At 63.1% G+C, this 25,523-nt stretch carries 27 protein-coding genes and 1 pseudogene; 6 read left to right on the forward strand and 22 right to left on the reverse strand.

Going from position 1 to position 25,523, the window contains the following annotated elements:
• Nucleotides 1–23: 23 nt before the first annotated feature.
• From A3AU_RS0116055 to A3AU_RS0116085, 7 genes are all read right to left on the reverse strand, one after another.
• Nucleotides 24–731, reverse strand: a complete 708-nt coding sequence (locus A3AU_RS0116055; RefSeq protein ID WP_027053750.1) for a DUF1045 domain-containing protein — start codon at nt 729–731, stop codon at nt 24–26.
• A gap of 239 nt (nt 732–970) precedes the next feature.
• Nucleotides 971–1,783 carry a 5-deoxy-glucuronate isomerase gene (iolB, locus tag A3AU_RS0116060; RefSeq protein ID WP_027053751.1) on the reverse strand — a complete coding sequence of 271 codons (813 nt, stop codon included), beginning with the start codon at nt 1,781–1,783 and terminating at the stop codon, nt 971–973.
• Nucleotides 1,784–2,142: 359 nt separating this feature from the next.
• A complete protein-coding gene (locus A3AU_RS0116065; RefSeq protein ID WP_027053752.1) occupies nt 2,143–2,391 on the reverse strand; it encodes a DUF3329 domain-containing protein in 249 nt (82 codons plus the stop codon).
• Nucleotides 2,392–2,454: 63 nt separating this feature from the next.
• Entirely contained in the window at nt 2,455–3,372 is a 918-nt protein-coding gene (gene iolE / locus A3AU_RS0116070; protein WP_027053753.1) for a myo-inosose-2 dehydratase, read from the reverse strand.
• A gap of 71 nt (nt 3,373–3,443) precedes the next feature.
• The gene (gene iolD, locus A3AU_RS0116075; protein ID WP_027053754.1) at nt 3,444–5,294 is read right to left on the reverse strand and encodes a 3D-(3,5/4)-trihydroxycyclohexane-1,2-dione acylhydrolase (decyclizing); all 1,851 of its coding nucleotides are present in this window, start codon (nt 5,292–5,294) and stop codon (nt 3,444–3,446) included.
• Between the two features lie 35 nt (nt 5,295–5,329).
• Nucleotides 5,330–7,264, reverse strand: coding sequence for a bifunctional 5-dehydro-2-deoxygluconokinase/5-dehydro-2-deoxyphosphogluconate aldolase (locus A3AU_RS0116080; protein WP_027053755.1), 1,935 nt, complete (start codon nt 7,262–7,264; stop codon nt 5,330–5,332).
• Nucleotides 7,265–7,492: 228 nt separating this feature from the next.
• Complete coding sequence (locus A3AU_RS0116085) at nt 7,493–8,338, reverse strand: MurR/RpiR family transcriptional regulator (protein WP_027053756.1); 846 nt, start codon at nt 8,336–8,338, stop codon at nt 7,493–7,495.
• 239 nt (nt 8,339–8,577) lie between these two features.
• Here A3AU_RS0116085 and A3AU_RS0116090 point away from each other — a divergent pair, with 239 nt between their 5' ends.
• Nucleotides 8,578–9,687 (forward strand): Gfo/Idh/MocA family protein, encoded by a 1,110-nt coding sequence (locus tag A3AU_RS0116090; RefSeq protein ID WP_027053757.1) that lies wholly within the window; start codon nt 8,578–8,580, stop codon nt 9,685–9,687.
• Between the two features lie 12 nt (nt 9,688–9,699).
• Here A3AU_RS0116090 and A3AU_RS0116095 read toward each other — a convergent pair whose 3' ends face one another.
• Entirely contained in the window at nt 9,700–10,395 is a 696-nt protein-coding gene (locus tag A3AU_RS0116095; protein WP_027053758.1) for a helix-turn-helix transcriptional regulator, read from the reverse strand.
• Between the two features lie 128 nt (nt 10,396–10,523).
• Between A3AU_RS0116095 and A3AU_RS0116100 the strand changes: the two genes are divergently transcribed.
• Nucleotides 10,524–11,159, forward strand: coding sequence for a LysE family translocator (locus A3AU_RS0116100; protein ID WP_027053759.1), 636 nt, complete (start codon nt 10,524–10,526; stop codon nt 11,157–11,159).
• A gap of 36 nt (nt 11,160–11,195) precedes the next feature.
• Here A3AU_RS0116100 and A3AU_RS0116105 read toward each other — a convergent pair whose 3' ends face one another.
• The 14 genes and pseudogenes from A3AU_RS0116105 to A3AU_RS0116170 all read right to left on the reverse strand — a co-directional run bounded on the left by A3AU_RS0116105 (nt 11,196) and on the right by A3AU_RS0116170 (nt 23,054).
• Nucleotides 11,196–12,287, reverse strand: coding sequence for a 3-deoxy-7-phosphoheptulonate synthase (locus A3AU_RS0116105; RefSeq protein WP_027053760.1), 1,092 nt, complete (start codon nt 12,285–12,287; stop codon nt 11,196–11,198).
• A gap of 306 nt (nt 12,288–12,593) precedes the next feature.
• A complete protein-coding gene (locus A3AU_RS0116110; RefSeq protein ID WP_027053761.1) occupies nt 12,594–13,016 on the reverse strand; it encodes a type II toxin-antitoxin system VapC family toxin in 423 nt (140 codons plus the stop codon).
• A complete protein-coding gene (locus A3AU_RS0116115; protein ID WP_027053762.1) occupies nt 13,013–13,276 on the reverse strand; it encodes a type II toxin-antitoxin system Phd/YefM family antitoxin in 264 nt (87 codons plus the stop codon). Before A3AU_RS0116115 ends, A3AU_RS0116110 begins: the two co-directional genes overlap by 4 nt.
• A 101-nt stretch (nt 13,277–13,377) precedes the next feature.
• Nucleotides 13,378–14,172 carry an SDR family oxidoreductase gene (locus A3AU_RS0116120; protein ID WP_027053763.1) on the reverse strand — a complete coding sequence of 265 codons (795 nt, stop codon included), beginning with the start codon at nt 14,170–14,172 and terminating at the stop codon, nt 13,378–13,380.
• Nucleotides 14,173–14,201: 29 nt separating this feature from the next.
• On the reverse strand, nt 14,202–15,197 hold the full coding sequence (gene iolG, locus A3AU_RS0116125; RefSeq protein WP_027053764.1) for an inositol 2-dehydrogenase: 996 nt from the start codon (nt 15,195–15,197) through the stop codon (nt 14,202–14,204).
• A 112-nt stretch (nt 15,198–15,309) separates the two neighbouring features.
• Nucleotides 15,310–16,077, reverse strand: coding sequence for an ATP-binding cassette domain-containing protein (locus A3AU_RS0116130; protein ID WP_027053765.1), 768 nt, complete (start codon nt 16,075–16,077; stop codon nt 15,310–15,312).
• A 2-nt stretch (nt 16,078–16,079) separates the two neighbouring features.
• Nucleotides 16,080–17,156, reverse strand: a complete 1,077-nt coding sequence (locus A3AU_RS0116135) for an ABC transporter permease (RefSeq protein ID WP_027053766.1) — start codon at nt 17,154–17,156, stop codon at nt 16,080–16,082.
• Between the two features lie 110 nt (nt 17,157–17,266).
• The gene (locus tag A3AU_RS0116140) at nt 17,267–18,208 is read right to left on the reverse strand and encodes a sugar ABC transporter substrate-binding protein (protein ID WP_027053767.1); all 942 of its coding nucleotides are present in this window, start codon (nt 18,206–18,208) and stop codon (nt 17,267–17,269) included.
• A 351-nt stretch (nt 18,209–18,559) separates the two neighbouring features.
• Nucleotides 18,560–19,351, reverse strand: coding sequence for a hypothetical protein (locus tag A3AU_RS0116145; RefSeq protein WP_027053768.1), 792 nt, complete (start codon nt 19,349–19,351; stop codon nt 18,560–18,562).
• Between the two features lie 62 nt (nt 19,352–19,413).
• Nucleotides 19,414–19,543, reverse strand: a pseudogene (locus A3AU_RS1000000140390) (LacI family transcriptional regulator); the annotation flags it as partial.
• Nucleotides 19,544–19,650: 107 nt separating this feature from the next.
• On the reverse strand, nt 19,651–20,409 hold the full coding sequence (locus A3AU_RS0116155; RefSeq protein WP_027053770.1) for a M48 family metallopeptidase: 759 nt from the start codon (nt 20,407–20,409) through the stop codon (nt 19,651–19,653).
• A 99-nt stretch (nt 20,410–20,508) separates the two neighbouring features.
• Complete coding sequence (locus A3AU_RS0116160; RefSeq protein WP_027053771.1) at nt 20,509–20,991, reverse strand: DUF2852 domain-containing protein; 483 nt, start codon at nt 20,989–20,991, stop codon at nt 20,509–20,511.
• A 117-nt stretch (nt 20,992–21,108) separates the two neighbouring features.
• Nucleotides 21,109–22,251 (reverse strand): benzoate/H(+) symporter BenE family transporter, encoded by a 1,143-nt coding sequence (locus A3AU_RS0116165; protein ID WP_027053772.1) that lies wholly within the window; start codon nt 22,249–22,251, stop codon nt 21,109–21,111.
• A gap of 2 nt (nt 22,252–22,253) precedes the next feature.
• Complete coding sequence (locus A3AU_RS0116170; protein WP_027053773.1) at nt 22,254–23,054, reverse strand: alpha/beta hydrolase; 801 nt, start codon at nt 23,052–23,054, stop codon at nt 22,254–22,256.
• A gap of 221 nt (nt 23,055–23,275) precedes the next feature.
• Between A3AU_RS0116170 and infC the strand changes: the two genes are divergently transcribed.
• The 4 genes from infC (at nt 23,276) to rplT (ending at nt 25,490) form a co-directional block, all read left to right on the forward strand.
• Nucleotides 23,276–23,812 (forward strand): translation initiation factor IF-3, encoded by a 537-nt coding sequence (infC, locus tag A3AU_RS0116175; protein ID WP_081709566.1) that lies wholly within the window; start codon nt 23,276–23,278, stop codon nt 23,810–23,812.
• Between the two features lie 235 nt (nt 23,813–24,047).
• Nucleotides 24,048–24,674 carry a methyltransferase family protein gene (locus A3AU_RS0116180; RefSeq protein WP_027053775.1) on the forward strand — a complete coding sequence of 209 codons (627 nt, stop codon included), beginning with the start codon at nt 24,048–24,050 and terminating at the stop codon, nt 24,672–24,674.
• Between the two features lie 171 nt (nt 24,675–24,845).
• Nucleotides 24,846–25,049 carry a 50S ribosomal protein L35 gene (rpmI, locus tag A3AU_RS0116185; RefSeq protein ID WP_006201248.1) on the forward strand — a complete coding sequence of 68 codons (204 nt, stop codon included), beginning with the start codon at nt 24,846–24,848 and terminating at the stop codon, nt 25,047–25,049.
• Nucleotides 25,050–25,088: 39 nt separating this feature from the next.
• Nucleotides 25,089–25,490 carry a 50S ribosomal protein L20 gene (gene rplT / locus A3AU_RS0116190; RefSeq protein ID WP_027053776.1) on the forward strand — a complete coding sequence of 134 codons (402 nt, stop codon included), beginning with the start codon at nt 25,089–25,091 and terminating at the stop codon, nt 25,488–25,490.
• The last annotated feature ends 33 nt before the right edge of the window (nt 25,491–25,523 follow it).

Below are 25,523 nucleotides of genomic sequence, written 5' to 3' on the forward strand. Positions count from 1 at the left end.
TGGTTCTTCGGGCAGGGGTGTGGTCAGGCGATTTTTCTGGCCGGGCGGCGTCCCAGCGCGTGCTGAGAAAGCACCATGAACGGTGCGCCGGGTTCGGTTTCGACGAACAGTGTCAGCGCGTCCACCAGCACCGGCTGCCGCAGCATTTCGGCGAACAGGCTGTCGATTGCTGCGCGCAGACGAGGGCTTTCCTGTGGCCCGGCCCGGCCCGACAGCGTCATATGGAAGCGGAAGGTCTCGAAGACATAGGGGTAACCCCACTGGCAGAGGTTGCGGAACTCGGCCGGCTTCAGCGAATCCGGGCTGCGCCGTTCGATCTCGGCTTCGGTCAGTGGCGCGCGAAACCGGTCGAAATCGCGCACGACGTCATCGGCGAAGCGGTTGAGCGGCGGCAACGGTCCCTCCGCCACCAGCGCGAAGAAGCTGTCGATCTGGCTGACGACGAGGCGCGGAATCGTCACCACCGGCGTCGCCTCGGCAAAATGGTCGAGTGCGGAGCGCAGCGAGGTCTCCGTCTCGTTGGCAGCGAGGCGGAAGGGGGCCTTCAGCGTCGCATGGAAGCCATAGCGGCGCGCCGAAGCGGTGTGGAACGCGACTTCCGCCGGCGACAGGTCGGCCACGGCCTCGACCGGCTTTGTCGGCGCGCCGAACGGGTCGCGGCCTAGCCAGTTGGCGGCGATCCGCGCCAGCGGTTCATCCTGCCTTGGGGTGAAATAGATGGCGTAGCGCATGGGGAAGTCCTCGTTAAAGCGCGCCGCGGCGCGCTTTAAGTCTTCATTTTGTGCATGTCGTTGTCCCAAAACCGCTGCAGACTTTTGGGCGACATGCACTAAGCTCCGCTGCCATAGGTGATTTCCATGACGGATTGACGAAGCTTTGACGGGTTTTCGATGGCAAATCGACCCCGTCGGTCCTTAGCCGACGATTTTTCCCAGCTGGACCAACAAATTCAGCCCGAATCCCGGAACGGTCAGGCCTTCATCAACCATTCGTGCTCGCGCGCATTGTGGAATTTCCACGTCCGCTTCGGCCCGGCCATGACATTGAGATAATAGAGGTCATAGCCGTGGCAGGCGGCGCAGGGGTGATAGCCCTTGGGCACCAGCACGACATCGCCATCCTCGATCGCCATGGCTTCGTCGAGCGCGCGATGTCCATTTTTGTCGGCGTCGGTGTAGACGCGCTGGAAGGCAAAGCCCTGCGGCGGGTTCAGGCGATGGTAATAGGTCTCCTCGAGATAGGATTCGGCAGGCAGATTGTCCTGGTCATGCTTGTGCGGCGGATAACTCGATGTGTGGCCGCCCGGCGTGATGACCTCGACCACCAGCAGCGAGTCGGCCGGCTTGCCTTCCGGCAGGATGTTGGTGACATAGCGCGTGTTGGTGCCCTTGCCGCGCACTTCCTGGCCAAGATCGTCGGGGCCGATCACCCGAACCGGCAGCCCGCCGCCAAGACCGGGCGCCGAGCAGACGGCCAGTTCCAGTTCGGTATCAGCCGTCACCGACCAGTCCGATCCCTCGGGCACATAGACCGACCATGGCTTGCCCTCGAAGGGCGACATGCGTTCGCCGAGCAGGCCAAGATCTTCGCCGCCTGCCTTTCCCTTGCCCTTGCCGGTGACGAATACGAGACAGACCTCGCGATCCCCGGTCTTGCCGGATGCCGTCTCGCCGGGCTTCAGCCGGTGCAGGTCGAAACCGACATAGGTCCAGCCAGCGCTTTTCGGCGTGACGTGGGCAACGCGGCCACGGCCCTTGTCGGCTTTGACGAGCAGTTTCGACATTTTTGTCTCTCCTATCGCGTTCGTATTGGCGGGCGGCCGCCAATCGCGCCATTTGCCTGAAGTCGCAGACCCCTCGAGATCGGCCGAAGCACCGACCCCTTCGTCATCCTAGGGCGAAGCAGGAGCGAAGCTCCGTCGCGAAGACCCTAGGATCCATTCCGTGACTTCAATCGAAGGCGCAGCGGCACAAAATTCTGCACCGTAGCGGCGCTCATGGGGCGCGGCATGGATCCTCGGGTCTGCGCCGCGTCGCTGCGCTCCTTGCTCCGCCCTAGGATGACGAAGCGAGAGGCGTTTCGGCCCAATCGCCAACCTTTGTAATCCGCTACGCAGTCTCCGATCCACAGGATCGTCTCCAATCATTCCTTTGGTTCAGGGTCAGCCTTGGGTTCGCCGCTGTTCGTCTCGTCAGGCGTCGCCTCGTTCTGCTCGGCGGGCTTGTAGAGGTAGAAGAACTGCCACACAGCATATCCGGCGAAGCCGAGCGCGATGACACCCCAGAACGGGGTGCCGGTGGCGAACTCGATCCCCGACCAGATCACGCAGACGGCGACAACGGTCACCCGCCGCCACAGCGGCCGGAAGAAGGGGTGCTCATAGTCTTTCATCGCGCCATCCGGGTTCAGCAGACCTGACTTCAGATAGACCGCGCGTGGCGGCGAATCCAGCCTTCAGGCATTCGGGAAGCCCTGCGTCTCCACCGTGTAACCGGCAGCCGTCATCACCCGCATCAATTCCTTGTGGCCAACCTGCGCCATCTTCAGCGGCGGGTTCTTCTTCGGGTCCTGCTCGGCCTCGACCACGAACCAGCCCTCATAGCCATGGTCGGCGAAGCGCTGCACGATGGCGCCGAAATCCAGCGAGCCGTCGCCCGGCACGGTGAAGGCGCCGAGCGCCACGGCGTCAAGGAAGGACTGTTTCGTGCGATCGAGCTTGTCGACCACAGCCATGCGGACATCCTTCACATGGACATGGCTGATGCGCTTGTGGTGATTGTCGATGGCGCGCAGCACGTCGCCACCGGCAAAGGCGAGATGCCCGGCATCGAGCAGCAGCGGGATGCCCTCCCCGGAATGGCGCATGAAGGCATCGAGTTCCGGCTCGGTCTCGACTACCGCCGCCATATGGTGATGGTAGGAAAGCGGCATGCCTTGCTCGGCGCACCATTCGCCGAACTCGGTCAGGCGCCGGCCATAGGCCTTCATCTCGTCGCTGGACAGTTTCGGCTTGGTGGCCAGCGGCTTCGAACGATCGCCCTGGATCGAGCGGCCGACTTCGCCATAGACGATGCAAGGCGCGTTCACCGCCTTGAACAGGTCGATCATCGGCTGGATGCGATCCTTGTTCTTGCTCATCTCCTCATCGACCAGGGTGCCCGAGAACCAGCCGCCGCACAGCGTCACGTCGACGGCCTTGAGAATCGGCAGCATGACGGCGGGATCGTTGGGGAAACGCCGGCCCATCTCCATGCCGGTGAAGCCGGCCGAACGCGACTGGCGCAGGCACTCCTCCAGCGACACGTCATCGCTCAGTTCTGCAAGATCGTCGTTCCACCATGCGATGGGGGACATGCCCAGTTTGGCTTTCAAGTCGTCACTCCAGTTTCGTGTTTACCCTCCCCCTGGGGGGTCCTAAGCGAGAGGGCAGCGCCGACTTAGCATCAATCGCCAACGCTCTGCATCTGACGCTTCTCGTCATAGGCCTTGCGCGCCGCGTTGACCTGCGGCCGCGCAGAGACTTCCGGCACCGCCACATCCCACCAATGGCCGCCGGCATCGGTGGAGACCAGCGGGTCGGTGTCGATGACCAGCACGGTTGTACGGTCGTTCGGCTTCGCCTTCTGCAGCGCGCTTTCCAGCCCGGCGATCGACGGCACTTTCTCGGCGATCGCGCCCATGCTCGCCGCATGCGCCGCGAAGTCGATGTCGGGCAGGATCTCGTGGCGCGCGTCCTTCAGGAGATTGTTGAAGTTGGCGCCGCCGGTCGCCATCTGCAGCCGGTTGATGCAACCATAGCCACGGTTGTCGAGCAGCACGATGGTCAGCTTCAAACCGAGCATCACCGAGGTGGCGATTTCGGAGTTCATCATCAGATAGGAGCCATCACCGATCATCACGACGACCTCCTGGTCTGGTTTGGCCATCTTGGCGCCGAGCCCGCCTGCAATCTCGTAACCCATGGTCGAGAAGCCGTATTCGCCATGGTACGAACCGGGCGCGCCCGCCTGCCAGAGCTTGTGCAGTTCGCCCGGCAGGCCGCCGGAGGCATTCAGCAGCGTCACACTGGCGCCCATCGCCCGCTGCACCGCGCCGATCACCTGCGCGTCGGACGGGAACGCCGCATTGGTCGAGGCCGTCACTTTGGCCGCCTCGGCCTGCCATTCTTTCTTGCCCTTGGCGGCATTGTCGGTCCAGGCGCCAGGCGCCTTCCAGCCTTTCAGCGCGACACCGAGTTCTGCCAGGCCCTCGGCCGCATCGGCGACCAGCGGCAGCGCCCGGTGCTTGCCGGCATCGAAGGGCTGCACGTTCAAGCCGACGATGGTCTTGCCGGAATTCTTGAACAGCCCCCACGAGCCGGTGGTGAAATCCTGCAAGCGCGTGCCGATGGCAAGCACGACATCGGCTTCCTCGGCCAGCCGGTTGGCGGCCGAAGTGCCGGTGACGCCGACCGCCGCCATGTTGAGCGAATGATCGTCCGGAAGCGAGGATTTGCCGCCTTGCGTCTCGCAGACCGGAATTCCGGCGCCTTCGACGAATTTCGCCAGCTCAGCGGAAGCCTGCGAATAGAGAACGCCGCCGCCTGCGATGATCAGCGGCTTCTTCGCGCCCTTCAGCGCTGCGGCAGCCGCGGCAAGCTCTTGGCGGTCCGGGCGCGGCCGGCGCTGGCGCCAGGCCCGCTCGGCGAAAAAGCTCTCGGGATAATCATAGGCCTCGGCCTGCACATCCTGGCAGAGCGACAGCGTCACCGGGCCGCAATCGGCCGGATCGGTCAGCACCTGCATGGCGCGGTTGAGCGCCGGGATGATCTGCTCCGGCCGCGTGATGCGGTCGAAGTAGCGCGACACCGGGCGGAAGCAGTCGTTGACCGTCGCCGTGCCGTCGGAAAAGTCCTCGGCCTGCTGCAAAACCGGATCCGGGATGCGGTTGGCAAAGACATCGCCCGGTAAAAACAGCACCGGCAAGCGGTTGACATGCGCGAGTGCGGCGGCCGTCACCATGTTGAGCGCGCCGGGGCCGATCGAAGAGGTCGCGGCCATGAAGCGGCGGCGGAAATTGGCCTTGGCGTAGGCGATCGCCGCATGCGCCATCGCCTGCTCGTTGTGGGCACGGAAGGTCGGCAATTCGTCGCGCACCTGGTAGAGCGCCTCGCCGATGCCGGCGACGTTGCCATGGCCGAAGATCGCCCAGACGCCGCCAAAGATCGGGACTTTCTTACCGTGGATCTCGGTCATCTGGCGGCTGAGGAAGCGGGTCAGCGCCTGCGCCATAGTCAGGCGGATTGTCTTGCTCATGATAGGTTCCTCCGCAGTCCTTTTGCCGCGCCTTCTTATGCTGCTTTACGGCCACGCGCGGCAAGCCACGCTTCGGTCAGCTGTTCGAACCGTGACGCCATGTCGGCGACGGCTTCGTCATCCGACATCCTGCCGGCCAGCCATTGTTCGGCCGCATGGACGAAGATGGTGCGGCCGACGGCAAAGCCCTTGACGATCGGCGCCTTGGCGGTGGCGGCGAAGGCGGCCTCCAGCTCGTCCTGTGGCGCTTCCAACCCGAGTAGTACGACGCCCCGGCACCAGGGATCGTGCTTCAGGATGACGGCTTCGATCTTGGCCCATGCGCCGGCCGACGCCTGCGGCTCGAGTTTCCACCAGTCCGGCTTGATGCCGAGCGCATAAAGCTCTTCCAGCGCGCGCGGAATGGTCGTGTCGTCGAGCCTGCCGTTCTTGCCGGCGATGATTTCGACGAGAAGTTCCCGGCCGACCTTGCGCGCCGCCTCGAATAGCGAACGCAGCTTCTGCTGCTGCTCTTCCTTGAGATCAGCCGGATCGTCGGGATGGTAGAAGCACAGGCATTTGATGCAGTGGTCGACGGGCCATTCGACGAGCTGCGAGCCGATGTCCTGCGAGAATTCGAAGCGCAGCGGCCTCGATCCCGGCAGCTCCACCGGTCGTCCAAGCCAGGCGAACGAATGCCTGGCGAATTCGAACATCGCCTCACGTCCATGTTTCTCGTCGATCAGCATGCCGTAGCCGTCGCGGCCAGCGGCGACCTTCGCGGCGGCCTTGACCGCCAGCACCTTGAAATCGCGGATGCGCGCCGGATCGGCGCCGGCTTTCGCCGCCACATCCTCGAGCTGCACGCGATGGTCGCAGGCGAGCGCCATCAGCGAAGGAATGTCGCGCCGGCGGGTGGTCGCCCAATGGATGTGGTTGATCGCCTCATCCTTGCGCAGTGCCCGATGCTTGCTGCCGTTCCTGAGGAAGAAGCGCAGCTCCTCGAAGGTCGGATATTCCGGCGCGCACAGCAGCCGCGACACCGCGAAGGCGCCGCAGGCATTGGCCCAGGTCGCCGCCGTCGCGTGGTCTTCGCCGCCCAGCCAGCCGCGCAGGAAGCCCGACATGAAGGCGTCGCCGGCGCCCAGCACATTGTAGATCTCGATCGGAAAACCCTTGCCGACGACACCGTCCTCGAGATCGTCGCTGATTGGCCCGTCGTAGACGATGCAGCCCATGGCGCCGCGCTTCAAGACGATGGTGGCCGGCGACAGCGCGCGGATTGTCTTCAGCGCGCTCAGGCAATCATCGGCGCCCGAGGCGATCATGATCTCTTCTTCGGTGCCGACGATGAGATCGCAATCGGGCAGCACCGTCTTCAACTGGGCCGAAACCCGGTCGGATTTGACATAGCGCTCGAAGCCTTCGGCATGGCCGGCGAGGCCCCACAAATTGGGCCGGTAGTCGATGTCGAAGACCACCTTGCCGCCCTTGGCCTTCATGATGCGGATTGCCTTGCGCTGCGCGGCGTCGCTATTGGACCGCGAAAAATGCGTGCCGGTGACGACGATCGAGCGGGCCGAGGCGATGAAGGCCTCGTCGATATCCTCCGGCGCCAGCGCCATGTCGGCGCAGTCGCTGCGGTAGAAGATCATCGGCGAAACGCCTTCGCTCTCGACCGACAGCAGCACCAGTGCCGTCAATCGTTCCTTGTCTGTCTTCAGCCCGTCGGTGTTGACGCCTTCGCGCTTGAGCTGTTCGCGGATGAAGCGGCCCATTTGCTCGTCGCCGACGCGCGTCAGCAGCGCCGAGCGCAGGCCGAGCCTGGCCGTGCCGACCGAAATGTTGGCCGGGCAGCCACCGACCGACTTGGCGAAGGAGGTGATGTCCTCGAGCCGCGAGCCGATCTGCTGGCCATAAAGGTCGACGGAAGCGCGACCGATGGTGATGACGTCGAGCGGCGCCTGTCTGGAATCCACGGCTTCGCTCATTGGAACCTCCCGTCAGTCTTGTTGTCAGGAACAACATTGTTTGGGTAACACGCGCGAGCGGCAGCGTGATGCCGGCAATATGAAATAATAATTCCAATCCATAGTCAATATGGAATGAGCGTTCCCTGGCCTAAAATTGCCGGACCATGATCCCGAACCGCAGGACCGCGTAAGCGAAAATGGCTAGGTTTTCGGAAAGATCATGGTCAAAGAAGAAATGGCGCAGGGTCAGGCCTTGCGCTTGCGGCTGGCGTCGCGCCGCTTCTCGCCGACGCCGACGGTCAGCGCCATGGCCAGCGCCATCGTCGCCGACAGTGAACGGAAGCCGGCGAAATCAGCCTCGGCAACCTCGAACCAGACCCTCGCGAACTGGGCAAGCGGCGAAAACGAGCTGTCGGTGATGGCGACGATCGGCACGCCCTGTTCCGAAATGGTGCGTGCTTCCTCGATGGTCGCCGGCGCGTAGGGCGAGAAGGAGATAGCGATGACGGCATCCGCCGGGGTGGCGAAGGCGACCATCTCGGCGTTCAGGCCGGCGGCCGATTCGATCAGCTGGTTGCGGATCTTCAGCTTGCCAAGCGCATAGGCGATGTAGGTCGCCACCGGATAGGAGCGTCGCTTGGCCAGCACATAGATGGTCTGCGCTTTTGCCAGCAGCGAAATCGCCTCTTCCAGATGCGCGTCGTCCAGCGTGCGCGAAATGTCGTTGAGCGAGGTGCTGGCGGCGGCGACGAAGCCGTCGAAGATCGCGCGGTGTCCGGCGCCGCCCTCCGCCTTGGCGCGCAGCGCCTGCAGCCGCTCGTCATAGGACGAGTTGCGCTCGCGCAGCCGCTCGCGAAACACCTGTTGCAGGCTGGTGAAGCCGTCGAAGCCCAGCTGCTGGGCAAAGCGGATCAGGGTCGAGGGCTGCACGCCGGCCGAAGCGGCGATGCTGGCGGCGGTGCCGAAGGCTATATCGTCGGGATTGTCGAGCGCGTAGGCGGCGATCTGGGCGATACGCTTCGGCAGGCTTTCGCGCCGGTCCAGGATGGTGGAGCGCAGCGTCTCGAAGTCGCGAGGTACCCGTTCGTCCATCGTTGGCCCGTCCAAGCTTGTCCCAAGCGCGTCAGCGCGCTTTAGACCGTTTGATTCCATGCATGTCGTGGTCCCAAAACCGCTGCGCACTTTTGGGCGACATGCATTGGAAACGTCCTCTCTGCCCCATCATAACGGGCCTGCGCAAGAACGCCATAAAAAATGAGGCAGACATTCCATTCCAGGAAGAAATGGACTAATTCATCCATCCAGCGCTTCAGGCAATGGAGAAACGGAAAATGGTTGGCGTCGGTCTTATCGGCACGGGCTTCATGGGCAAATGCCATGCCATCGCGTGGAGTGCCGTCGGCGCCGTCTTTCCCGATGTCGCCAAGCCCAGGCTCGTCCATCTCGGCGAAGTCAATGAGGAGCTCGCCCGGCGCAAGGCCGGCGAATTCGGTTTCGCCAGGGCGTCCGGCGACTGGCGCGCCGTCGTCAACGACCCCGAGGTCGACATCGTCTCGCTGACCACGCCCAACCAGTTCCATCCGGAAATGGCCATCGCCATCCTGGAGGCTGGCAAGCATCTGTGGTGCGAAAAGCCGATGGCGCCGAGCTTTGCCGAAGCCGAGGCGATGGCTGCGGCGGCGAAGAAATCGGGCAAGGTCGCCGCGCTTGGCTACAACTACATCCAGAGCCCGGCCATCCGCCACATCGGCGCGCTGCTCGACGAGAAGATCATCGGCGAGGTCAACCATCTGCGCATCGAGATGGACGAGGACTTCATGGCCGATCCCAAGGCGCTGTTCTTCTGGAAGCACGAGGCCGCGTCAGGCTATGGCGCGCTCGACGATTTCGCCGTGCATCCGCTGTCGCTGGTCTCGGCGCTGTTCGGCCGCGTCGCAAAGGTCATCTGCGACATGGCCAAGCCCTATGCCGATCGCAAGCTGGCCGCCGGCGGGCGCCGCGCGGTCGAGACCTATGATATCGCCAGTGTCCTGATGCATCTGGAAAACGGGGTCGCCGGCACTTTGCTGGTCAATCGCTCGGCCTGGGGCCGCAAGGGCCGCATCGCCATCCAGATCTTCGGCTCGAAAGGGTCGATCCTGTTCGACCAGGAGCGGATGAACGAAATCCAGCTCTACGTCACAGCGGATCGCCCGACCGAGCAGGGCTATCGCACCATCCTGATGGCGCCGCACCACAAGCCCTACGATGCGTTCCTGCCGGCGCCGGGCCACGGCCTCGGCTTCAACGATCTCAAGATCATCGAATGCCATGAATTGCTTACCCGCCTTGCCGGCAAGCCGGCACGGCTCATCGAATTCGACGAAGGGCTGGAGATCGAGCGCACCGTGCACGCAATGGCCCGCTCGTTCGCGGAAAGGCGCTGGGTGGATGTGCGGTAGTCTCCGCTCGTCTCAACCGCTCACGGCGTTGGTCTCCCAGCCATCGACCCAGACCTGCCGCAAGCGGTCGCCTTCGCCCTTGAACCGCAGTCCGGTCGGCCGGCAGTCCTCGATGCGGTCGCTGCGGAAATTGCGGATGGCCTGGCGCAGCTCGCACCAGGCGACGATGTTGGCGTTCTCGGCATAGTAGATCAGCGCGATCGGGCGGACGAGGCGCTCGGAAGCACGGCCCATTTCGTCGCGGTAGGAAAGGTCGAGCTTCTCCTCGTCGCGGATGGCGCGGCGCACCAGCGCCAGGTCGATCGTGCCGGCCGAAGGCGCGGAAAAACCCCAGGCATGCAGCGCATTGGCCTCGAAGGTCTGGCGCAGAGGTTGCGGCACCGCGCCCGCGATCTTGGCACTGACGCGCTTGGCAGCCTGCTTGAGCTCGTCGTCTCCCGTGCGCTCGAGCAGCGCCAGCGACAGCACGATCGCCTCCATCTCCTCGATCGAAAACATCAGCGGCGGCAGGTCGAAGCCGGGCCGCAGTATGTAACCGATGCCACGCCCACCCTCGATCGGCACACGCATCGCCTGCAGCGCCGCGATGTCGCGATAGATCGAACGGACAGTCACTTCCAGCTGCTCGGCAATCATGGCCGCCGTCACCGGCTGCCGAGCCAGCCGCAGGATCTGAATGATCTCGAACAGGCGCGACGCCTTGCGCATTTTTTCACCTGATGTCGATCACAACTGACACACCATCGTCAGTTGGGCCAGCCTATAGGATCGTCTATCGATTTGAAAATCAACAGGTTCCGCTTCGGCTTGGCGGAGCGAGGCGGCAGGCAACTGACATGGGTTATGCGGAAAATCTCTGGCTTTTCTTTATCCTGCTGTTCGGCATCATCGCCGTGCCGGGCATGGACATGCTGTTCGTGCTGGCCAATGCGCTGACCGGCGGACGCGACAGGGGCCTCGCCGCAACGGGGGGCATCATGGTCGGCGGCATGGTGCACACGCTCAATGGGGCCATCGGCGTCGGCCTGCTCATGCATTTCGTGCCGATCCTGTTCAAGCCGCTGCTGATCGCCGGCGCCGCCTACATGGCCTTCATCGGCATCACGCTGATGCGCAGCTCCATCACCGTCGGCCAGGACGGCCCTGCTGGCAGCCGCACCGCCTGGAAGGCGTTTCGACAGGGGCTGGTGACCTGCCTGATCAACCCGAAGGCTTATTTGTTCGTGCTTGCCGTCTACCCGCAGTTCCTCAAGCCGGATTACGGCCCGATCTGGATGCAGGCAACAATAATGGGCCTGATGACGGTCGTCACCCAGGCCGCGATCTATGGCGGGCTCGCGGTCACGGCCGGCCGCAGCCGCAGCCTTTTGATAGCCAATCCGCGGGCGACCATTCTTGCGGGCCGGGCGGCCGGATTGCTGCTCTTCGCGGTGTCGGTGTTCACCGCATGGGAGGGACTGAGGGCGGCGTGATCTTCGTAGCGCCGCCCTTGGCTGATCGTCATCGCATCAGGCCGCGCCCTGCCGGTTTTCCAGCATGGCGCGGCGTGCCGAGCGGCGCCACTCGACGGCACCGGCAAGGCCGTGCAGCACGGTCTCGGTGGTCGCCCAGTCGATGCAGCCATCGGTGATGCTCTGGCCGTAGACGAGCGGCTTGCCGGGCACCACGTCCTGCCGTCCGGCGACGAGATTGCTCTCGATCATGACGCCGATGATACGCTCGTCGCCCGCCGCCACCTGCCCGGCGACATCGGTCGCGACCTTGGGCTGGTTCTCGGGCTTCTTGGCGGAGTTGGCATGGCTGACATCGATCATCAGCCGGGGCGCCACGCCGATGCGGGCGAGTTCCACCGCCGCCGCCTCAACGCTCGTCGCGTCATAATTGGGCTGTACGCCGCCGCGCAGGATGACATGGCAGTCGTCATTGCCGGCTGTCGCCGCAATGGCGCTGCGTCCGCCCTTGGTCACCGCCATGAAATGGTGCGGCTGGGCCGCCGACTTCACCGCCTCGCCGGCGATCCTGAGATTGCCGTCGGTGCCGTTCTTGAAGCCGACCGGGCAGGAGAGGCCGGAGGCGAGTTCCCGATGGATCTGGCTCTCGGTGGTGCGCGCGCCGATGGCGCCCCAGGCGACGAGGTCGGCGATGTATTGCGGTATCGTCATGTCGAGGAATTCGGTTGCCGCCGGCAGGCCGAGATTGTTGACGGCCGACAGCACGTTGCGCGCCATCCTGAGCCCCTTCTCGATGTTGAAGGAGCCGTCGAGGTCGGGATCGTTGATCAGGCCCTTCCAGCCGACCGTCGTGCGCGGCTTCTCGAAATAGACCCGCATGACGATTTCGAGCCGGTCGGACAGGGCCTCGCGCAGCGCCGCCAGACGGCTGGCGTAGTCCACGGCGGCGACCGGATCGTGGATGGAACAAGGGCCGACGATGACGACAAGCCGATCGTCGGCCCCCGTGAGGATGGAATGAATGGCGTTACGTGACGCGGCAACGGTGCGCGTCGCCGTCAGCGTGCGCGGGATCTCCCGCATCACCTGGTCCGGCGTGCTCAATTCTCGGATTTCCGTGACCCGGAGGTCGTCTGTGGTGGTCAACACGGCTTTCTGCTCCTGTTTGGAGACCTGCCGGCTGAAACAAAAAAGCCGCCAGGTCTGGCGGCTGTTCGGATACTTTTGCTGCAATCTTCAGATCGAGCGCAATCCTCCCGCCGCCAGCGAGCTGCTAAAGTACCGATACGTGGCGAACAGGTTGATCATGCGGCTCATATAGTCGAAGCGAAGGCGTTTGTCGATGGGGCTGATGGCTGCAGTTTGGAATGGTCGACCCCTCGCGATTTCGCGGCGGGCGTTTCGGCCAATTGGCAACGCATTCAGCCCGTAAGCGTATCTGCGGCATCGAGCAGTTCATCCGGCCCACGGGTCGAAAAGATCGATTCCAAACCCTTCGAAATCCTTCGTATTGCGAGTCGCCAAGGTGAGCTCACGCGCAATCGCTGTGGCTGCGATCAGGCCGTCCATCGACGACAGACCGCGACCGCGACGTTTCGCAAGGCCCATCAGGTCGCCCCAGGCCAAGGCAATTGGTTGGTCTACCGGAAGAACCCTCTGCTCGAAGCGCTGCGGCAGGTCCTCGGCGAGCCATTCGACCAATGCCTCGCGTTTACGGCCCTCATCCATGAGCACGACGCCGCGCCGGATCTCGGCGATCGACACGACGCTGATGAACGAGCGGTCCTCGTCAAGCTCGTGTAACCAGTTGAGAACGCGTGCGTCCGGCGCCGGTCTCGTCACCTCGGACAGGACATTCGTATCGAGCAGCAGCCTCACAGCGGCAGATCGCGCGGTTCATCGCGCTGACGTTCAAGGTCGAGGTCTGCGCCGCGCAGCGGCGAGTCCAGCAGGAACTCCGCAAGCGAACCCCTGCGCGCGGTCTTGCGCTGCCATTCTTCGGCCGAGACGACAACCACGCTTGGTTTGCCGTTTCTGGTGATTGTCTGAGGCGACGCCTGTGCGAGCTCGATAACCTCCGAGAGCCGGGCTTTTGCCCCGGCGACAGTCCAATTGGCATCTTTGGGCACTGGCAGCATTCTTATCCCCAATGACTAGTCTGACTATCTTGACTATATGGGAATGGCGATGCTGCCGCAACAGGGCGCCAGGCTGCTCGGTTGGGGCTACGCGGTCGGCACTACTCCGGCGAAGATCCTGCAACGCTTTGGTCATAATCGACCAGCGATCCGGTCATGACGCCCGATTGCGGGCTGACCATGTAGCTGATCAGCCGGGCGAGCTGGTCCGGCTTCACCAGCTGGCCCATCGGCTGCGCGGCTTCGGCCTTCTCCAGCCAGTTATCAGGCGCGTCGTGCCATTTCTTCTGCACGACGTCCTCGCCTTCCGTGTCCATCCAGCCGGGCAGCACGGCGTTGCAGCGGATGCGGTTGAAGCGATAGGCGTTGGCGACGTTCTTGGTCAGCGTCATCAGCGCGCCCTTGCTGGTCGAATAGGGCGTCAGGAACGACTGGCCGGCATGCGCCGACATCGACAGCACGTTGACGATCGAGCCGGGCGCCTTTTTCTCCAGCAGATGCGCCACCACGCCCTGCATCAGGAAAAACGGGCCGCGCACATTGGTGTCGAAGATCTGGTCGAAAAGCTCTTCGCTGGTCTCGACCAGCGAACCGCGCGCCGAGGTGGCGGCGGCGTTGACCAGCGCGTTGATGCTGCCGAAATGGGCGAGCGCGGTGGCGACCGCGCGCTTGCAGTCGGCCACTTTGGAAACGTCGGCGCTGATGAAGATGGCGTCGACGCCCAATTTCTTGAAGTGGGCGACAGCCTTGTCGCCCTTTTCCTGCGAGCGGCCGATGAGCGCCAGCGCCCGGCAGCCCTCGTCGGCCAGGGCCTCGGCGACGGCAAAGCCGATGCCTTGCGCGCCGCCGGTGACGATGGCGCGTGTTTCACGATTGCGACCGGCGGATGCGCTCATCACTCTGCTCCTGTGCCTTGATCCGGTTGTTACTTGTCGAGACGAACGGTCTTGCCCGTGGTCGCCGACTTCAGCGCCGCATCGGCGAGCTTCAGCGCCACCAGGCCATCGGCGCCGCTTGGTGCTGCCTTCTTGCCGGATGTCGCGGCGGCGATGAACGAAGCGATCTCGTTGGCATAGGCGTCGAGATAGCGGGTCATGAAGAAGTCGTGCAGCGGCGGGCGCGTATAGCCCTTCTCGTTGGCCAGTTCGATCGACACCGGCCGCTGATTTTCGGCCGCGATCATGCCCTTCGAGCCATGCACCTCGATGCGCTGGTCGTAGCCATAGGTGGCGCGCCGCGAATTGGAGATGACGGCCTGCTTGCCGGACGCGGTTTCGAGGATGACGCTGACCGAGTCGAAATCGCCGGCCTCGCCAATTTTCTTGTCGACCAGAACCGACGCATGGGCGCTGACCGCCACCGGCTCCTCGCCGAGCAGGAAGCGTGCCATGTCGAAATCATGGATGGTCATGTCGCGGAAGATACCGCCCGAGCGCTTGATGTAGTCGATCGGCGGCGCGCCGGGATCGCGCGAGGTGATGGTGACCATCTCGACCGTGCCGATGGCGCCGTCGTCGATCGCCTTGCGCACGGCGGCGAAGTGGGGGTCGAAGCGCCGATTGAAGCCGACCATCAGCGTTGCCTTGGCCTTCTCGACCACCGCCAGGCACTTTTCCACCCGCTTGACGTTGAGGTCGATCGGCTTCTCGCAGAAGATCGCCTTGCCGGCCTTGGCGAAACGCTCGATCAGGTCGGCATGGGTATCGGTCGGCGTGCAGATGACGACGGCGTCGATGTCCTTGGATTTTTCGATGGCGTCGATGCTGCGCACCTCGGCGCCATAGGCCGTCGCCAGCTCTTTGGCCGCCTTCTCGAAAGCATCGGCAACGGCCACCAGTTTGGCCTGCGGGTTGGAGCCGACGGCGCGGGCGTGGACCTTGCCGATGCGGCCGGCACCGAGGAGGGCGAAGCGAACAGTCATGGATATTTCCTCTGGGGGATGGGTTCGAGAGAGTTGTGTCTCCACCTTTCTGTCAGGGAAAGGTGGCAAGGGTGTTTTCCTGGCGCGGCGGATCGTCCCGGAAACCGGCTGCCTATGCCGCCAGTTCCGCCTCTCCGGTCTTGGCGCCGGTGATGTAGGAGACGATGTCTTGCCCGTCGGTGTTTTCCTTGCGCAGGTTGGCGACGATGCGGCCGCGCCGGAAGACGACGATGCGGTCGCAGAGGTCGAACACCTGGCGCATATTGTGGCTGATCAGGATGAGCGGCTCGCCATTGTCCTTCAGCGTGCGGATGATGTTTTCGACCTGCGCCGTCTCCTGCACGCCAAGCGCGGCTGTCGGTTCGTCCATGATGATCAGCTTGGAGGCGAAGGTGGCGGTCCTAGCGATCGCCACGCACTGCCGCTGGCCGCCCGACATGTGGCGGATGGTGTTGGATAAATTGGGGATTTTCACCGCGGTGCGCACCAGGGCGGCCTCGGTCGCCTTGCGCATGTATTTGCGGTCGAGGATCGAGAACGGCCCGAGATTGAACAACACCTTCTCGCGGCCAAGGAACAGGTTCGACGGCACGTCGAGATCGTCGGCCAGCGCCAGGTTCTGGAACACCGTCTCGATGCCCGCCTCGCGCGCCTCGATCGGACCGGTGAAATTCACTTCCTTGCCGTCGAACCAGACCTGGCCGTTGGTGCGCTGCTCGACGGCGGTGATCTGGCGCACGAAGGTCGATTTGCCGGCGCCGTTGTCGCCCATGATGGCGACATGCTCGCCCTTGCGCAGCTCGAAATTGGCGCCTTCCAGCGCATGCACGCCGCCATAGCGCTTGGTCAGGTTTTCGGTCTTCAGGACGATGTCTGTCATGGTCAAGCCCTCAATGCCCGCATACGCTGGCGCCACTGGTCGAGAACCACCGCGCCGACAATGATCACGCCCTTGACCATCTCCTGATAGTAGGCGTCGAGGCGCAGGAAGGTGAAACCGGAGATGATGACGCCGAAGATCAGCGAGCCGATCACCGTGCCGACGATCGAGCCGCGCCCGCCCGACAGCGAGACGCCGCCGATGACCGCCATGGCTATGGCGTCGAGTTCGTACATCACGCCCATGCCGGCCTGGGCGGTGAGGTTCTTGGAGGAGAGCACCACGGCGGCGAGCGCGGCGAGAATGCCGGCGATGACATAGACCAGGATCTTGTGGTTGGCGATCTTGATGCCCGACATGCGCGCGGCATCCTCGTTGGAGCCGATCGCGTAACAGTGCTTGCCATACCTGGTGTAGGTCATGATCAGCTGGAACAGCACGGCCAGCGACAGGAAGATGATGACGGGCATCAGGCCCTTGCCGATCGCGGCGAAGCTGTCGGTGGGAAACGAGATCGGCTGGCCCTTGGACCACCATTTGGCGATGCCGCGCGCGGTCACCATCATGCCCAGCGTGGCAATGAAGGGCGGAATGCGCGTGTAGGCAATCAACGCGCCGTTGACCAGGCCAGCAAGCAGGCCGCAGCCGACCGCGACAAGCAGCGGCACGATGACGGGCAGGTCGGTCCAGCCTTGCGCCAAAAACATCGCCTTGGGATTGGGATTGCCGTTGACGGTCGCCACCTGGGCGAAACTCATGGCTATCATCGCGGTCGCGCCGACGATCGAACCCGAGGACAGATCGATGCCGCCGGTGATGATGACTTGCGTGACGCCGATGGCGATGATGCCGACGATCGACACCTGCAGGATGATGATCTGCAGGCGCGCCTCGTTGAAGAGGCCTGAGACGTCGCTGCGGGTGTTGAACAGGAAGCTGTCGCCGAGAAAGATGCGGCCGATCAGTTCGAAGATGACGACGAGGATGACGAGCGCCAGGAAGACGTTGAATTCGGCCGGCCATGTGCGCTTCTTCGCGTCGTAGCTCACTCCGCCGACGCCATGGGATGTCTGTGACAATCTTCTATCCTCCGTCAGACGCGCTCGTCCGTCGGCCCCTTGCGGGTGCCGGTGAGCGAGCGGCGCCGTCTGCTGCCAGAGGGCGCCGCCCGTAAGGGCAGGCCCGCCGCTCAGTTCTTCTTCAGGAACTTGTCGATGTTGGCCGGGGTAACCAGCTGGAACGGAACGTAGACCTTGCGTTCGACCTTCTCGCCCTTGGACAGCTTCAGCGCGGCATCGAGCGCGCCCGCGCCCTGACCCGCCGCATCCTGGAACACCGTCACCTTCAGGTCGCCCGCCTGCATCGCGACAAGCGCGTCCTGCGTGGCGTCGACACCGCCGACTACAACGGTCTTCATGTCGATGTTGGCGGCCTTCATCGCCTGGATGGCGCCGATCGCGCTTTCGTCATTGTTGGCGATGACGCCATCGAACTTCTTGCCGGTCGACAGCCAGTTGGTCATCAGGTTCTGGGCCTGGTCGCGATCCCAGTTCGAGGTCTGCTTGTCGATGATCTTGATGAAGCTGCAGTCCGGCGTGGCGATCACGTCCTCGATGTCCTTCGTGCGCTGAACGGCCGCCTGGTTGGAAAGCTCGCCCATGATCACGTAGACATTGGCTTCCTTCTTGCCGGCTTCCTTGAACAGGCGGCAGACTTCCTTGGTTTCGAGCGTGCCGGAATCGGCCTCGTTCGAGGCGACGAAGGCCTGGTTGTCGGGCAGCGTGTCGACATTGACCGGCTGGCGGTTGACATAGACCAGCGGGATCTTGGCCGCGGCGGCGGCGTCCGACATCGCCTGCGTGGCCGAGGTGTCGACCGGATTGACGATGATGGCGTCGACGCCCGAAGCGGCGAAGTTCTTGATCTGATCGAGCTGTTTGGCGACGTCGTTCTGCGCGTCCTCGACCTGCAGCTCGACGCCGCTCATGCCCTTGGCCTGCGCGATCATGCCGTTGCGCAGCACGGTCAGGAAGTTGTCGTCGAACTTGGCCATCGAGACGCCGATCTTGGCGGCAAAAGCCGATGAACTCATTAGCGCCGCGAAGGCGACGCCCAAAAGCAGTTTCTTCATTGTATCTCTCCTCCACTTTTGGTGTCCGGTTGCACCGATCTCTCCGGAATCCCCGATCTCCCCGGGGAATCTCTCCCTGATGTCATTTCGTCCCGCTCGGCATGCCCTGCATGGGCTGTAACGCCAAACCGTCCGTTTGAAACAGACGTTACGGAACGAAAGAACCAAAATACACTATTGGTGAAATATTTATTCCATTTTTTCGCCAAACGTCAAGGGCGATTCCAAAACAGGACGCGCGATTTTGGCCAATGCTGACAAGGCGTAAACGGCACTGGTGAGCGAGCGCCGGCCACGCCGCGCTCCCTGGGGATGGTTGACAGCAATGTCCGATTGCCGCCGTGGTGACTTTCAGAAGTGCCAGATGTCTCTTTGCCGCAAGAGATCGAGCGGCGCTCGCCAGACCCTGTAGGCCGCTGCCTGTTTGATCTGCTGCTCGGCACAGAGGTGACCGTTGGCCTCGAAGAAGGCCTCGATGCGCCTTCGAGCAAAGAGCTTTCTGCCCCTCGTGTTGTAGTTGCGGATCGGCAGCCGATGGCGGCGGATAGTCCTTCCACCTTCCGACAAGGCTATGCCAATGCAGAATTGCTCCGGCGTATGGGCCCTCACCAGACCGATCATTTGTTCCATGGTTTGATAGGCGTCTGTCAGTGCGGGAATGTTGGCGTTGTGGACGCCAAGGACGCCGCTGTTCCACATAGGCTCGCTCCCGGTCAGTCTACGGGTTCCTAGCAAACAGCCCTTTTCTTCAAGGGTTCGATAGGCGGGCTTTGGCTTGCCTTCGCATTTTCTCATGATTGAAAGCGACGGGGAGATATCACTGAAGCAAGTCGAGATATCGCCAGTGGGATACATGTCCGCATCCATGAAAAACAGGCGTTCACATCGCCTCAATATATCGATGATGCCGGCTGCTTTGATGCCGAACAGATACCGATTGCCAAAGGACATCTCGGTCATTCTCTCGGCTGTAAGCTCGATCACATCGATGGGATATCGCCGGAAAATTGCCGGCCTGTCGGTCAGCACGGTAATTTTTGCCCCCGGACAATAGTGCAGCAGGCGAAGGCCGCTGAACAGCGCTCCGAAAGCATAGAGAGCGTCGTCTCCAAACGCGACATACCCAAATCTATCCCTGCCCATCGGGCATATATATCAGATATCGCGTATATATCAGATGCCTATCGGCGGCCGGATTCTGCGTCGTCCGGCGCCTGCTCGCGGAAAAGGAGCGGAAGCCGATCTCGCGCGGTTCGTGGCCATGGAAGCGGTGGCTGCCGACGAACAGCGCGACCTGCCCGGCCGTTTCGCCGCTTTCGAGATCATCCAGGCCGCGGCCGGAGCAAGGAGCGAAGCGGCGCTGACCCGAGGATCCCGAAGGGGCGGGTGCCTTCGCCAATCTCCCACGTCCGCAACAAGGCAGAGTGCGCCGTCTCTAACGCCTATTCGAACACGATCGCCTGCAGCGCGCCGCCATTGCGTTTCAGCCAATCCTTGCAGCGGTCGGTGTCGGAGCAGAGTTTTTCGCACAATTTCCAGAATTTCGGGCCGTGGTTCATCTCCTTGAGATGCGCCACCTCATGCGCGACGAGATAGTTTATGATTGGCTGAGGCGCCATCATGATGCGCCAGGAGAAGGACAGGTTGCCTTCCGAGGTGCAGGAGCCCCAGCGGCTGGAGGTGTCCTTGTAGCGGATCGCCTTGGCGCGCTTGCCGAGCGCCTCGGTGTGTTTGATCACCAGCTTCTCGATTTCCTTCTTGGCCTCGCGCTTCAGGAAATCGGCGATGCGGCGCGGCAGATGCACACGGTCGCCGTGCACGACCAGCAGCGGGCCGCGCTCGTCGCGCGATATGGTAACGGTGCCGCGCTTTGACGGTTCGTGGACAATGCGATGCGGGACGCCCCGGATCGGGATCCTGATGCCCGGCCGCACCTGCGGGCGCGTCGGCACCTTGGCCAGCCGCTGTTCAAGCCAGTCCTGGTGGCGCTCGAGGAACCGATCCACCTCGCCGCGGCGCAGGCCCGGCGGAACGGTGATGCGCAGGCCCTGGCCGCCGGAATCGATGCGCAGCGTCAGGCGCCGCGCCCTGGCACTCTCGACGATCTTGAGGGGCAGCGTGCGGCCGGCGACGCAATATTCTCGCTCCACGACGGGCGTGGGCTTGGGCTTCGTCAGATTGCGGAAGAACCCGATGGTCATGGGTGGACGATACGCGATTCGAGGAAAACGACTAGAACAAAAAAGAAACGGCGCCGCTCGCGCGACGCCGTCTTTTACGCAAGGCCCTGTCGCCGGGCCTCAGTCGTCAAGCAGGTTCGAGCCCTTGCCGCGCTTGGTCGGGGTCGTGCCGGTGCTCGGGTCGGTCTTCGCCGGCGCGGTCGACTTGTGGCGGTTCGCCATGAAGCGATCGAACTCGTCCTGATCCTTGGCGCGACGCAGTTCGCGGGCATAGTCGTCGAACTCGGTCAGCATGTCGTCGAGCTTGCGGCGTTCCTCGGCGAGGCGCTCAAGCTCCTTTTCGCGCCAGTCGTCGAAAGCGACGTTGCCGGTGCGGGCGGAGCCATTGCCCCAGCGCGCGGCCTTGTCGGAACCGCGGCGGCAGCCGGCGAAGATGCCGTCTGTGGCGCGGTTGACGTCGCGCTTGAAGCCGTCGAGCCGGTCGCCCCAGATGATGTAGGCGAGCATGGCGAAGCCTAGCGGCCAGAACACCATGAAGCCGATCACCATCAACGCGATGGTTGCCGGCGTCCAGGCCGGGCGGATCAATGCAGATGTGTTCATTTTCTCCCATTCCTTCGGTTGGAGACAGCCAGAACCGGCTGCGTGGAATCGAAATGGGAAGAGGAAAACGGCGATTCAAGACAATGTCCGCCAAAACCGGACAAGGGGCTGAAATGATTATCGCTTTTTGAGCCTGTCGAGGAAAAGCACGACCAGCCCGGCGATCAGGCCCCAGAATGCGGCGCCGACGCCGAACAACGTCAGCCCGGAAGCGGTGACGACAAAGGTGACGGTGGCGGCCATGCGGTCGCCCTCGTCCTTCAGCGCGATCGCCAGCGCATTGGCGAGCGAGGCCATCAGCGCAAGACCCGCCACCAGCACGATCAGGCTCTGCGGCAGGACGGCGAAGATCGCCACCAGCGACGCGCCGAAAATCGCGAAGACGAGATAGGCGAGTGCATAGAACGGCCCGGTCTTCCAGCGCTCGGCGGGGTCGGAATGGACGTCCGGCCCGGTGCAGATCGCCGCCGAAATCGCCGCCAGATTGGTGGTCGAACCGCCAAACGGCGCCGACAGCAGTGAAAAGAGGCCGGTGACGCCGATCAACGGGCCGGGCTCCGGGTGGTAGCCTGCGGCGCGCAGCACGGCGAGGCCCGACAGGTTCTGCGAGGCCATGGTGACGAGATAGAGCGGCAGCGCCAGGCCAATCATCGCCTTGGCGGTGAAGTCGGGCGCAATCAGCGTCAGCGTCGACAGTTCCGGCGTCGGCAGGCCGCCGACGCGGCCGGTGAGAAACGCGGCAAGACCGCCGCCGATCAGCACCGCCAGCACCGACAGCGCCGGATTGAACAGCCTGATGACGAAGAAGGCCGCGATCAGCGGCAGGATCAGCCAGGGGTCGACAGGAACCGTCTTGACCGCATTGAGGGCGAAGGTGACGACGATGCCGGCCAGCATGCCGGAAGCGACCGAGGGCGGTATCCTGGAGATCAGTTGCGTCAAAGGCCGAAACAGGCCGGTGGCGATCAACAGGATGGCTGTGACGATGAAGGCGGCGACGGCCTCATTGATCGAAAAGCCGCTCGACGCCGCCATCAGCGCCAGACCCGGCGTCGACCATGCCGTGATGACAGGCATCCTCGTGCGCCAGGACAGCCACAGGCTTTCGATCGCCATGGCCAGGCAAATGGTCGTCACCCAGCTCGCCGTCTGAATTTGCGTCGCGCCGACCGCGTGGGCGGCGGCAATGACGATGGCAAGCGTGCCGCCGAAGCCGACGATAGCCGCGACAAAGGCGGAGATCGGTATGGAGAGGCGCATCGTCACGTGCTCCGCCCGGCTCCTCGGTCGACCATGTCGCCGACCGACCGCACCAGCATGTCGAGGTCCTGTGGCCGTGACAGGCGGTGGTCGCCGTCGGGAATCAGCGACAGTGTGACATCGTCGGCCGGTAGCAGGCTGACCAGTTTCAGCGCGTGGCTGGACGGAACGTCCGCATCGGCCAGGCCTTGCAGGATGTGGACCGGGCAATGCGTGTCGATCGGCCCGGTCATCACCCGATTGTCGCGCCCGTCCTCGATCAAGGCGCGCGTATAGATGTAAGGCTCCGTTGAATATTCGGAGGGCTCGGCGAAGAAACCCTTTTCGGCGAGGTCGCGCTTCTGCGCCGCGGTCAGCACGGGCTCGACCAGTTCACTGGTAAAATCCGGTGCCGGCGCCAGCAGCACCAAGCCGACAACATTGGTGTCGCCGGTTTTGCGCAATTCCTGCACCATGCGCAGCGCGATCCAGGCGCCCATCGAGGAGCCGACCAGGATCTGATTGCCACGGGTGAAATGCCGGAACACGGCGAGGCTTTGCGAAAGCCACGTCGAGATCGTGCCGTCGGCAAATGCGCCGCCGGATTCGCCGTGACCGGAATAGTCATGGCGCAGGAAGCCGCGGCCTTCTCTTGCCGCCCAGTCCGACAGCGTCTGTGCTTTGGTGCCCAGCATGTCGGACTTGTAGCCGCCCAGCCAGACGATGCCGGGCGCCGAGCCCGCCGTATGGCGCACCGCGATGCGCGATCCCCCAACGTCCAGAAAGATCGGGGCATCGAGAAAGGTGGGGGGCGTGGCGGTCATGGCTATTTCCTCAGGCCCCTCTTCTGGCACGGGGTTCTTGTGGCACAGCCACAGGTGTGACGAAAAGTGCTCGCACCGTTTCTTTGTTTGGTGCAGGCAGTGATCAGGGTGATTTCCTGTCAATGCTGTGCTATTGACTTCGCCCGCGCGCTTCCCACATTGGCGCGTCCACACATCAGACCGACAAAACCCGGAACGAAACGGCCAAGGAGACCACGACCATTCGCAGACCTTTCAAAGCAGCGGCGCCGACCAAGGATGGGCCGCGCTCCAACCGTGACATCCGGGTTCCCCGGGTCCAGCTTATCGACGCCGAAGGCCAGAACCGCGGCGATGTTTCCATAAACGACGCATTGCTGCTCGCCGAAGAGGTCGGGCTCGATCTCGTCGAAATATCGCCCAATGCGGTGCCGCCCGTCGTAAAAATTCTCGATCTCGGCAAGTTGAAATACGCCAACCAGAAGAAGGCGGCCGAGGCGCGCAAGAATCAGAAGGTCATCGAGATCAAGGAGATCAAGATGCGCCCGAACATCGACAGCCATGACTACGAGACCAAGATGAAGGCGGTCCGCCGCTTCTTCGAGGAAGGCGACAAGGTCAAGCTGACGTTGCGCTTCCGCGGCCGCGAGATGGCGCATATGGAGCTCGGCATGCAGCTTCTGAACAAGGTGCGTGAAGAAGTGGCGACCATCGCCAAGGTCGAGGCGGAGCCGAAGCTCGAAGGCCGCCAGATGATGATGGTGCTGGCGCCGCGCTAAGCCTGCCTTTGCCTGAAACGCCCGGGATCACGCCCCGGTCACGAAAAGGTTAGGCGCGGCATCGCGCTCCAAATTCGCCCGAATTGTGCTACAGGGCGTCCCGACGATCGGCGGGATGCCTGTTTTTCGGCCACGGTTGCGATCGCCGGCTCTGTTTTTGTGCATGTCGTCAGCCCAGAACCGGGGCCACTTTTGGGCGACAGGCATCAGGCTCCTCGACGATCGGATTCCTCCCTTGGACAATGAATTGAAATATGGGCTGGGCAACTATCAGCAGATGCGCAGGCTGGTGCTTGCCGTGCTGGTGGCGGTGCTGTTCCTGGCGCTGCTGTTCGGCCAGTCGACCTTCCCGCCCGACACGCCGGTGCATGAAACGATCGAGATGTTCGGCGTGTTGCTGATCTTCCTCGGCATCGTCGGACGCCTTTGGGCGACGCTCTATATTGGCGGGCGCAAATCCGCCGAGGTGGTGACCGGCGGGCCCTACTCGATCACCCGCAACCCGCTCTACGTGTTCTCGACAGTGGCCGCGGCGGGCGTCGGCGCCCAGATCGGCTCGTTTTCCGGTGTCATCCTGTTTGCACTGCTTTGCGCCGGTGCCTTCCACATCGTGATCCTGCGCGAGGAGAAATTCCTCAAGGAAGCGCTCGGCGCCCCCTATGCCGCCTATCTGGCGAAAGTGCCGCGCTTCTTCCCCAACCTCTCGCTCTACCAGGAAGGCGACACCGGCAGCTTCAAGCCGCGCCTGCTGTTGACCACCTTGCTCGACGGGTTGGTGTTCCTCGTCGCGCTGCCGGCCTTTGAACTGATCGACGGCGCCCAGCAGTCCGGCATGCTGCCGGTATGGTTCACGCTGCCCTGAGACGTGCGCCGCGGTGGGTGTTGCACAGCCGCGCGCTTTGACGTATAGGACCGCCGTTCAAGAAAACCGCCCGGCAGGGCATGCCGTGGCGGTTTCATTTGCTTTTCGGGCTTTGGTCGGCCCGGAGCGAACAAGAAGCGCGATAGTGCGCCAACAATACGGAGTAGCAAAATGCCCAAGATGAAGACCAAGTCGGCCGCCAAGAAGCGGTTCAAGATCACAGGTACGGGTAAAGTCCTGTCGGCTGCGGCCGGCAAGCGTCACGGCATGATCAAGCGTTCCAACAAGTTCATTCGAAATGCCCGCGGCACGATGGTTCTGGCTGAACCGGATGGCAAGAAGGTCATCAAGAATTTTCTGCCGAACGGCCTCTGAGCATTCGGTTTCAGGAACAGCGTTTAAGGAGATCATGATATGGCACGCGTAAAGAGAGGCGTCACCGCTCACGCCAAGCACAAGAAGGTCCTGAAAGCCGCGAAAGGCTTCTACGGCCGCCGCAAGAACACCATCCGCATCGCCAAGCAGGCGGTGGAAAAGTCGCTGCAGTACGCTTACCGCGACCGCAAGAACCGCAAGCGCTCGTTCCGTGCGCTGTGGATCCAGCGCATCAACGCCGCGACCCACGAGCACGGCCTGACCTATGGCCGCTTCATCGACGGCCTCAACAAGGCCGGCATCGAGATCGATCGCAAGATCCTGTCCGACATGGCCATCCATGAGCCACAGGCTTTCGCCGCCCTGGTCGCCAAGGCCAAGGTCGCGCTCGAATATCTGAAGAACACCACGCCGAACGCTTTTGAAAGCGCTGTCGCCTAAGACCAGCGCTTCCCAAGCATTCGCAATTCTGAT

It is taken from the genome of Mesorhizobium erdmanii USDA 3471 (assembly GCF_000472705.1).
GTDB lineage: Bacteria > Pseudomonadota > Alphaproteobacteria > Rhizobiales > Rhizobiaceae > Mesorhizobium > Mesorhizobium erdmanii.

What these genes read in the sequence shown, in the direction of transcription:
- A3AU_RS0116055 (WP_027053750.1), bottom strand. Translation starts at nt 731, where the DNA reads ATGCGCTACGCCATCTATTTCACCCCAAGGCAGGATGAACCGCTGGCG.
- iolB (WP_027053751.1), bottom strand. Translation starts at nt 1,783, where the DNA reads ATGTCGAAACTGCTCGTCAAAGCCGACAAGGGCCGTGGCCGCGTTGCC.
- A3AU_RS0116065 (WP_027053752.1), bottom strand. Translation starts at nt 2,391, where the DNA reads ATGAAAGACTATGAGCACCCCTTCTTCCGGCCGCTGTGGCGGCGGGTG.
- iolD (WP_027053754.1), bottom strand. Translation starts at nt 5,294, where the DNA reads ATGAGCAAGACAATCCGCCTGACTATGGCGCAGGCGCTGACCCGCTTC.
- A3AU_RS0116080 (WP_027053755.1), bottom strand. Translation starts at nt 7,264, where the DNA reads ATGAGCGAAGCCGTGGATTCCAGACAGGCGCCGCTCGACGTCATCACC.
- A3AU_RS0116085 (WP_027053756.1), bottom strand. Translation starts at nt 8,338, where the DNA reads ATGGACGAACGGGTACCTCGCGACTTCGAGACGCTGCGCTCCACCATC.
- A3AU_RS0116090 (WP_027053757.1), top strand. Translation starts at nt 8,578, where the DNA reads ATGGTTGGCGTCGGTCTTATCGGCACGGGCTTCATGGGCAAATGCCAT.
- A3AU_RS0116095 (WP_027053758.1), bottom strand. Translation starts at nt 10,395, where the DNA reads ATGCGCAAGGCGTCGCGCCTGTTCGAGATCATTCAGATCCTGCGGCTG.
- A3AU_RS0116100 (WP_027053759.1), top strand. Translation starts at nt 10,524, where the DNA reads ATGGGTTATGCGGAAAATCTCTGGCTTTTCTTTATCCTGCTGTTCGGC.
- A3AU_RS0116115 (WP_027053762.1), bottom strand. Translation starts at nt 13,276, where the DNA reads ATGCTGCCAGTGCCCAAAGATGCCAATTGGACTGTCGCCGGGGCAAAA.
- A3AU_RS0116120 (WP_027053763.1), bottom strand. Translation starts at nt 14,172, where the DNA reads ATGAGCGCATCCGCCGGTCGCAATCGTGAAACACGCGCCATCGTCACC.
- iolG (WP_027053764.1), bottom strand. Translation starts at nt 15,197, where the DNA reads ATGACTGTTCGCTTCGCCCTCCTCGGTGCCGGCCGCATCGGCAAGGTC.
- A3AU_RS0116130 (WP_027053765.1), bottom strand. Translation starts at nt 16,077, where the DNA reads ATGACAGACATCGTCCTGAAGACCGAAAACCTGACCAAGCGCTATGGC.
- A3AU_RS0116140 (WP_027053767.1), bottom strand. Translation starts at nt 18,208, where the DNA reads ATGAAGAAACTGCTTTTGGGCGTCGCCTTCGCGGCGCTAATGAGTTCA.
- A3AU_RS0116145 (WP_027053768.1), bottom strand. Translation starts at nt 19,351, where the DNA reads ATGGGCAGGGATAGATTTGGGTATGTCGCGTTTGGAGACGACGCTCTC.
- A3AU_RS0116155 (WP_027053770.1), bottom strand. Translation starts at nt 20,409, where the DNA reads ATGACCATCGGGTTCTTCCGCAATCTGACGAAGCCCAAGCCCACGCCC.
- A3AU_RS0116160 (WP_027053771.1), bottom strand. Translation starts at nt 20,991, where the DNA reads ATGAACACATCTGCATTGATCCGCCCGGCCTGGACGCCGGCAACCATC.
- A3AU_RS0116165 (WP_027053772.1), bottom strand. Translation starts at nt 22,251, where the DNA reads ATGCGCCTCTCCATACCGATCTCCGCCTTTGTCGCGGCTATCGTCGGC.
- A3AU_RS0116170 (WP_027053773.1), bottom strand. Translation starts at nt 23,054, where the DNA reads ATGACCGCCACGCCCCCCACCTTTCTCGATGCCCCGATCTTTCTGGAC.
- rpmI (WP_006201248.1), top strand. Translation starts at nt 24,846, where the DNA reads ATGCCCAAGATGAAGACCAAGTCGGCCGCCAAGAAGCGGTTCAAGATC.
- rplT (WP_027053776.1), top strand. Translation starts at nt 25,089, where the DNA reads ATGGCACGCGTAAAGAGAGGCGTCACCGCTCACGCCAAGCACAAGAAG.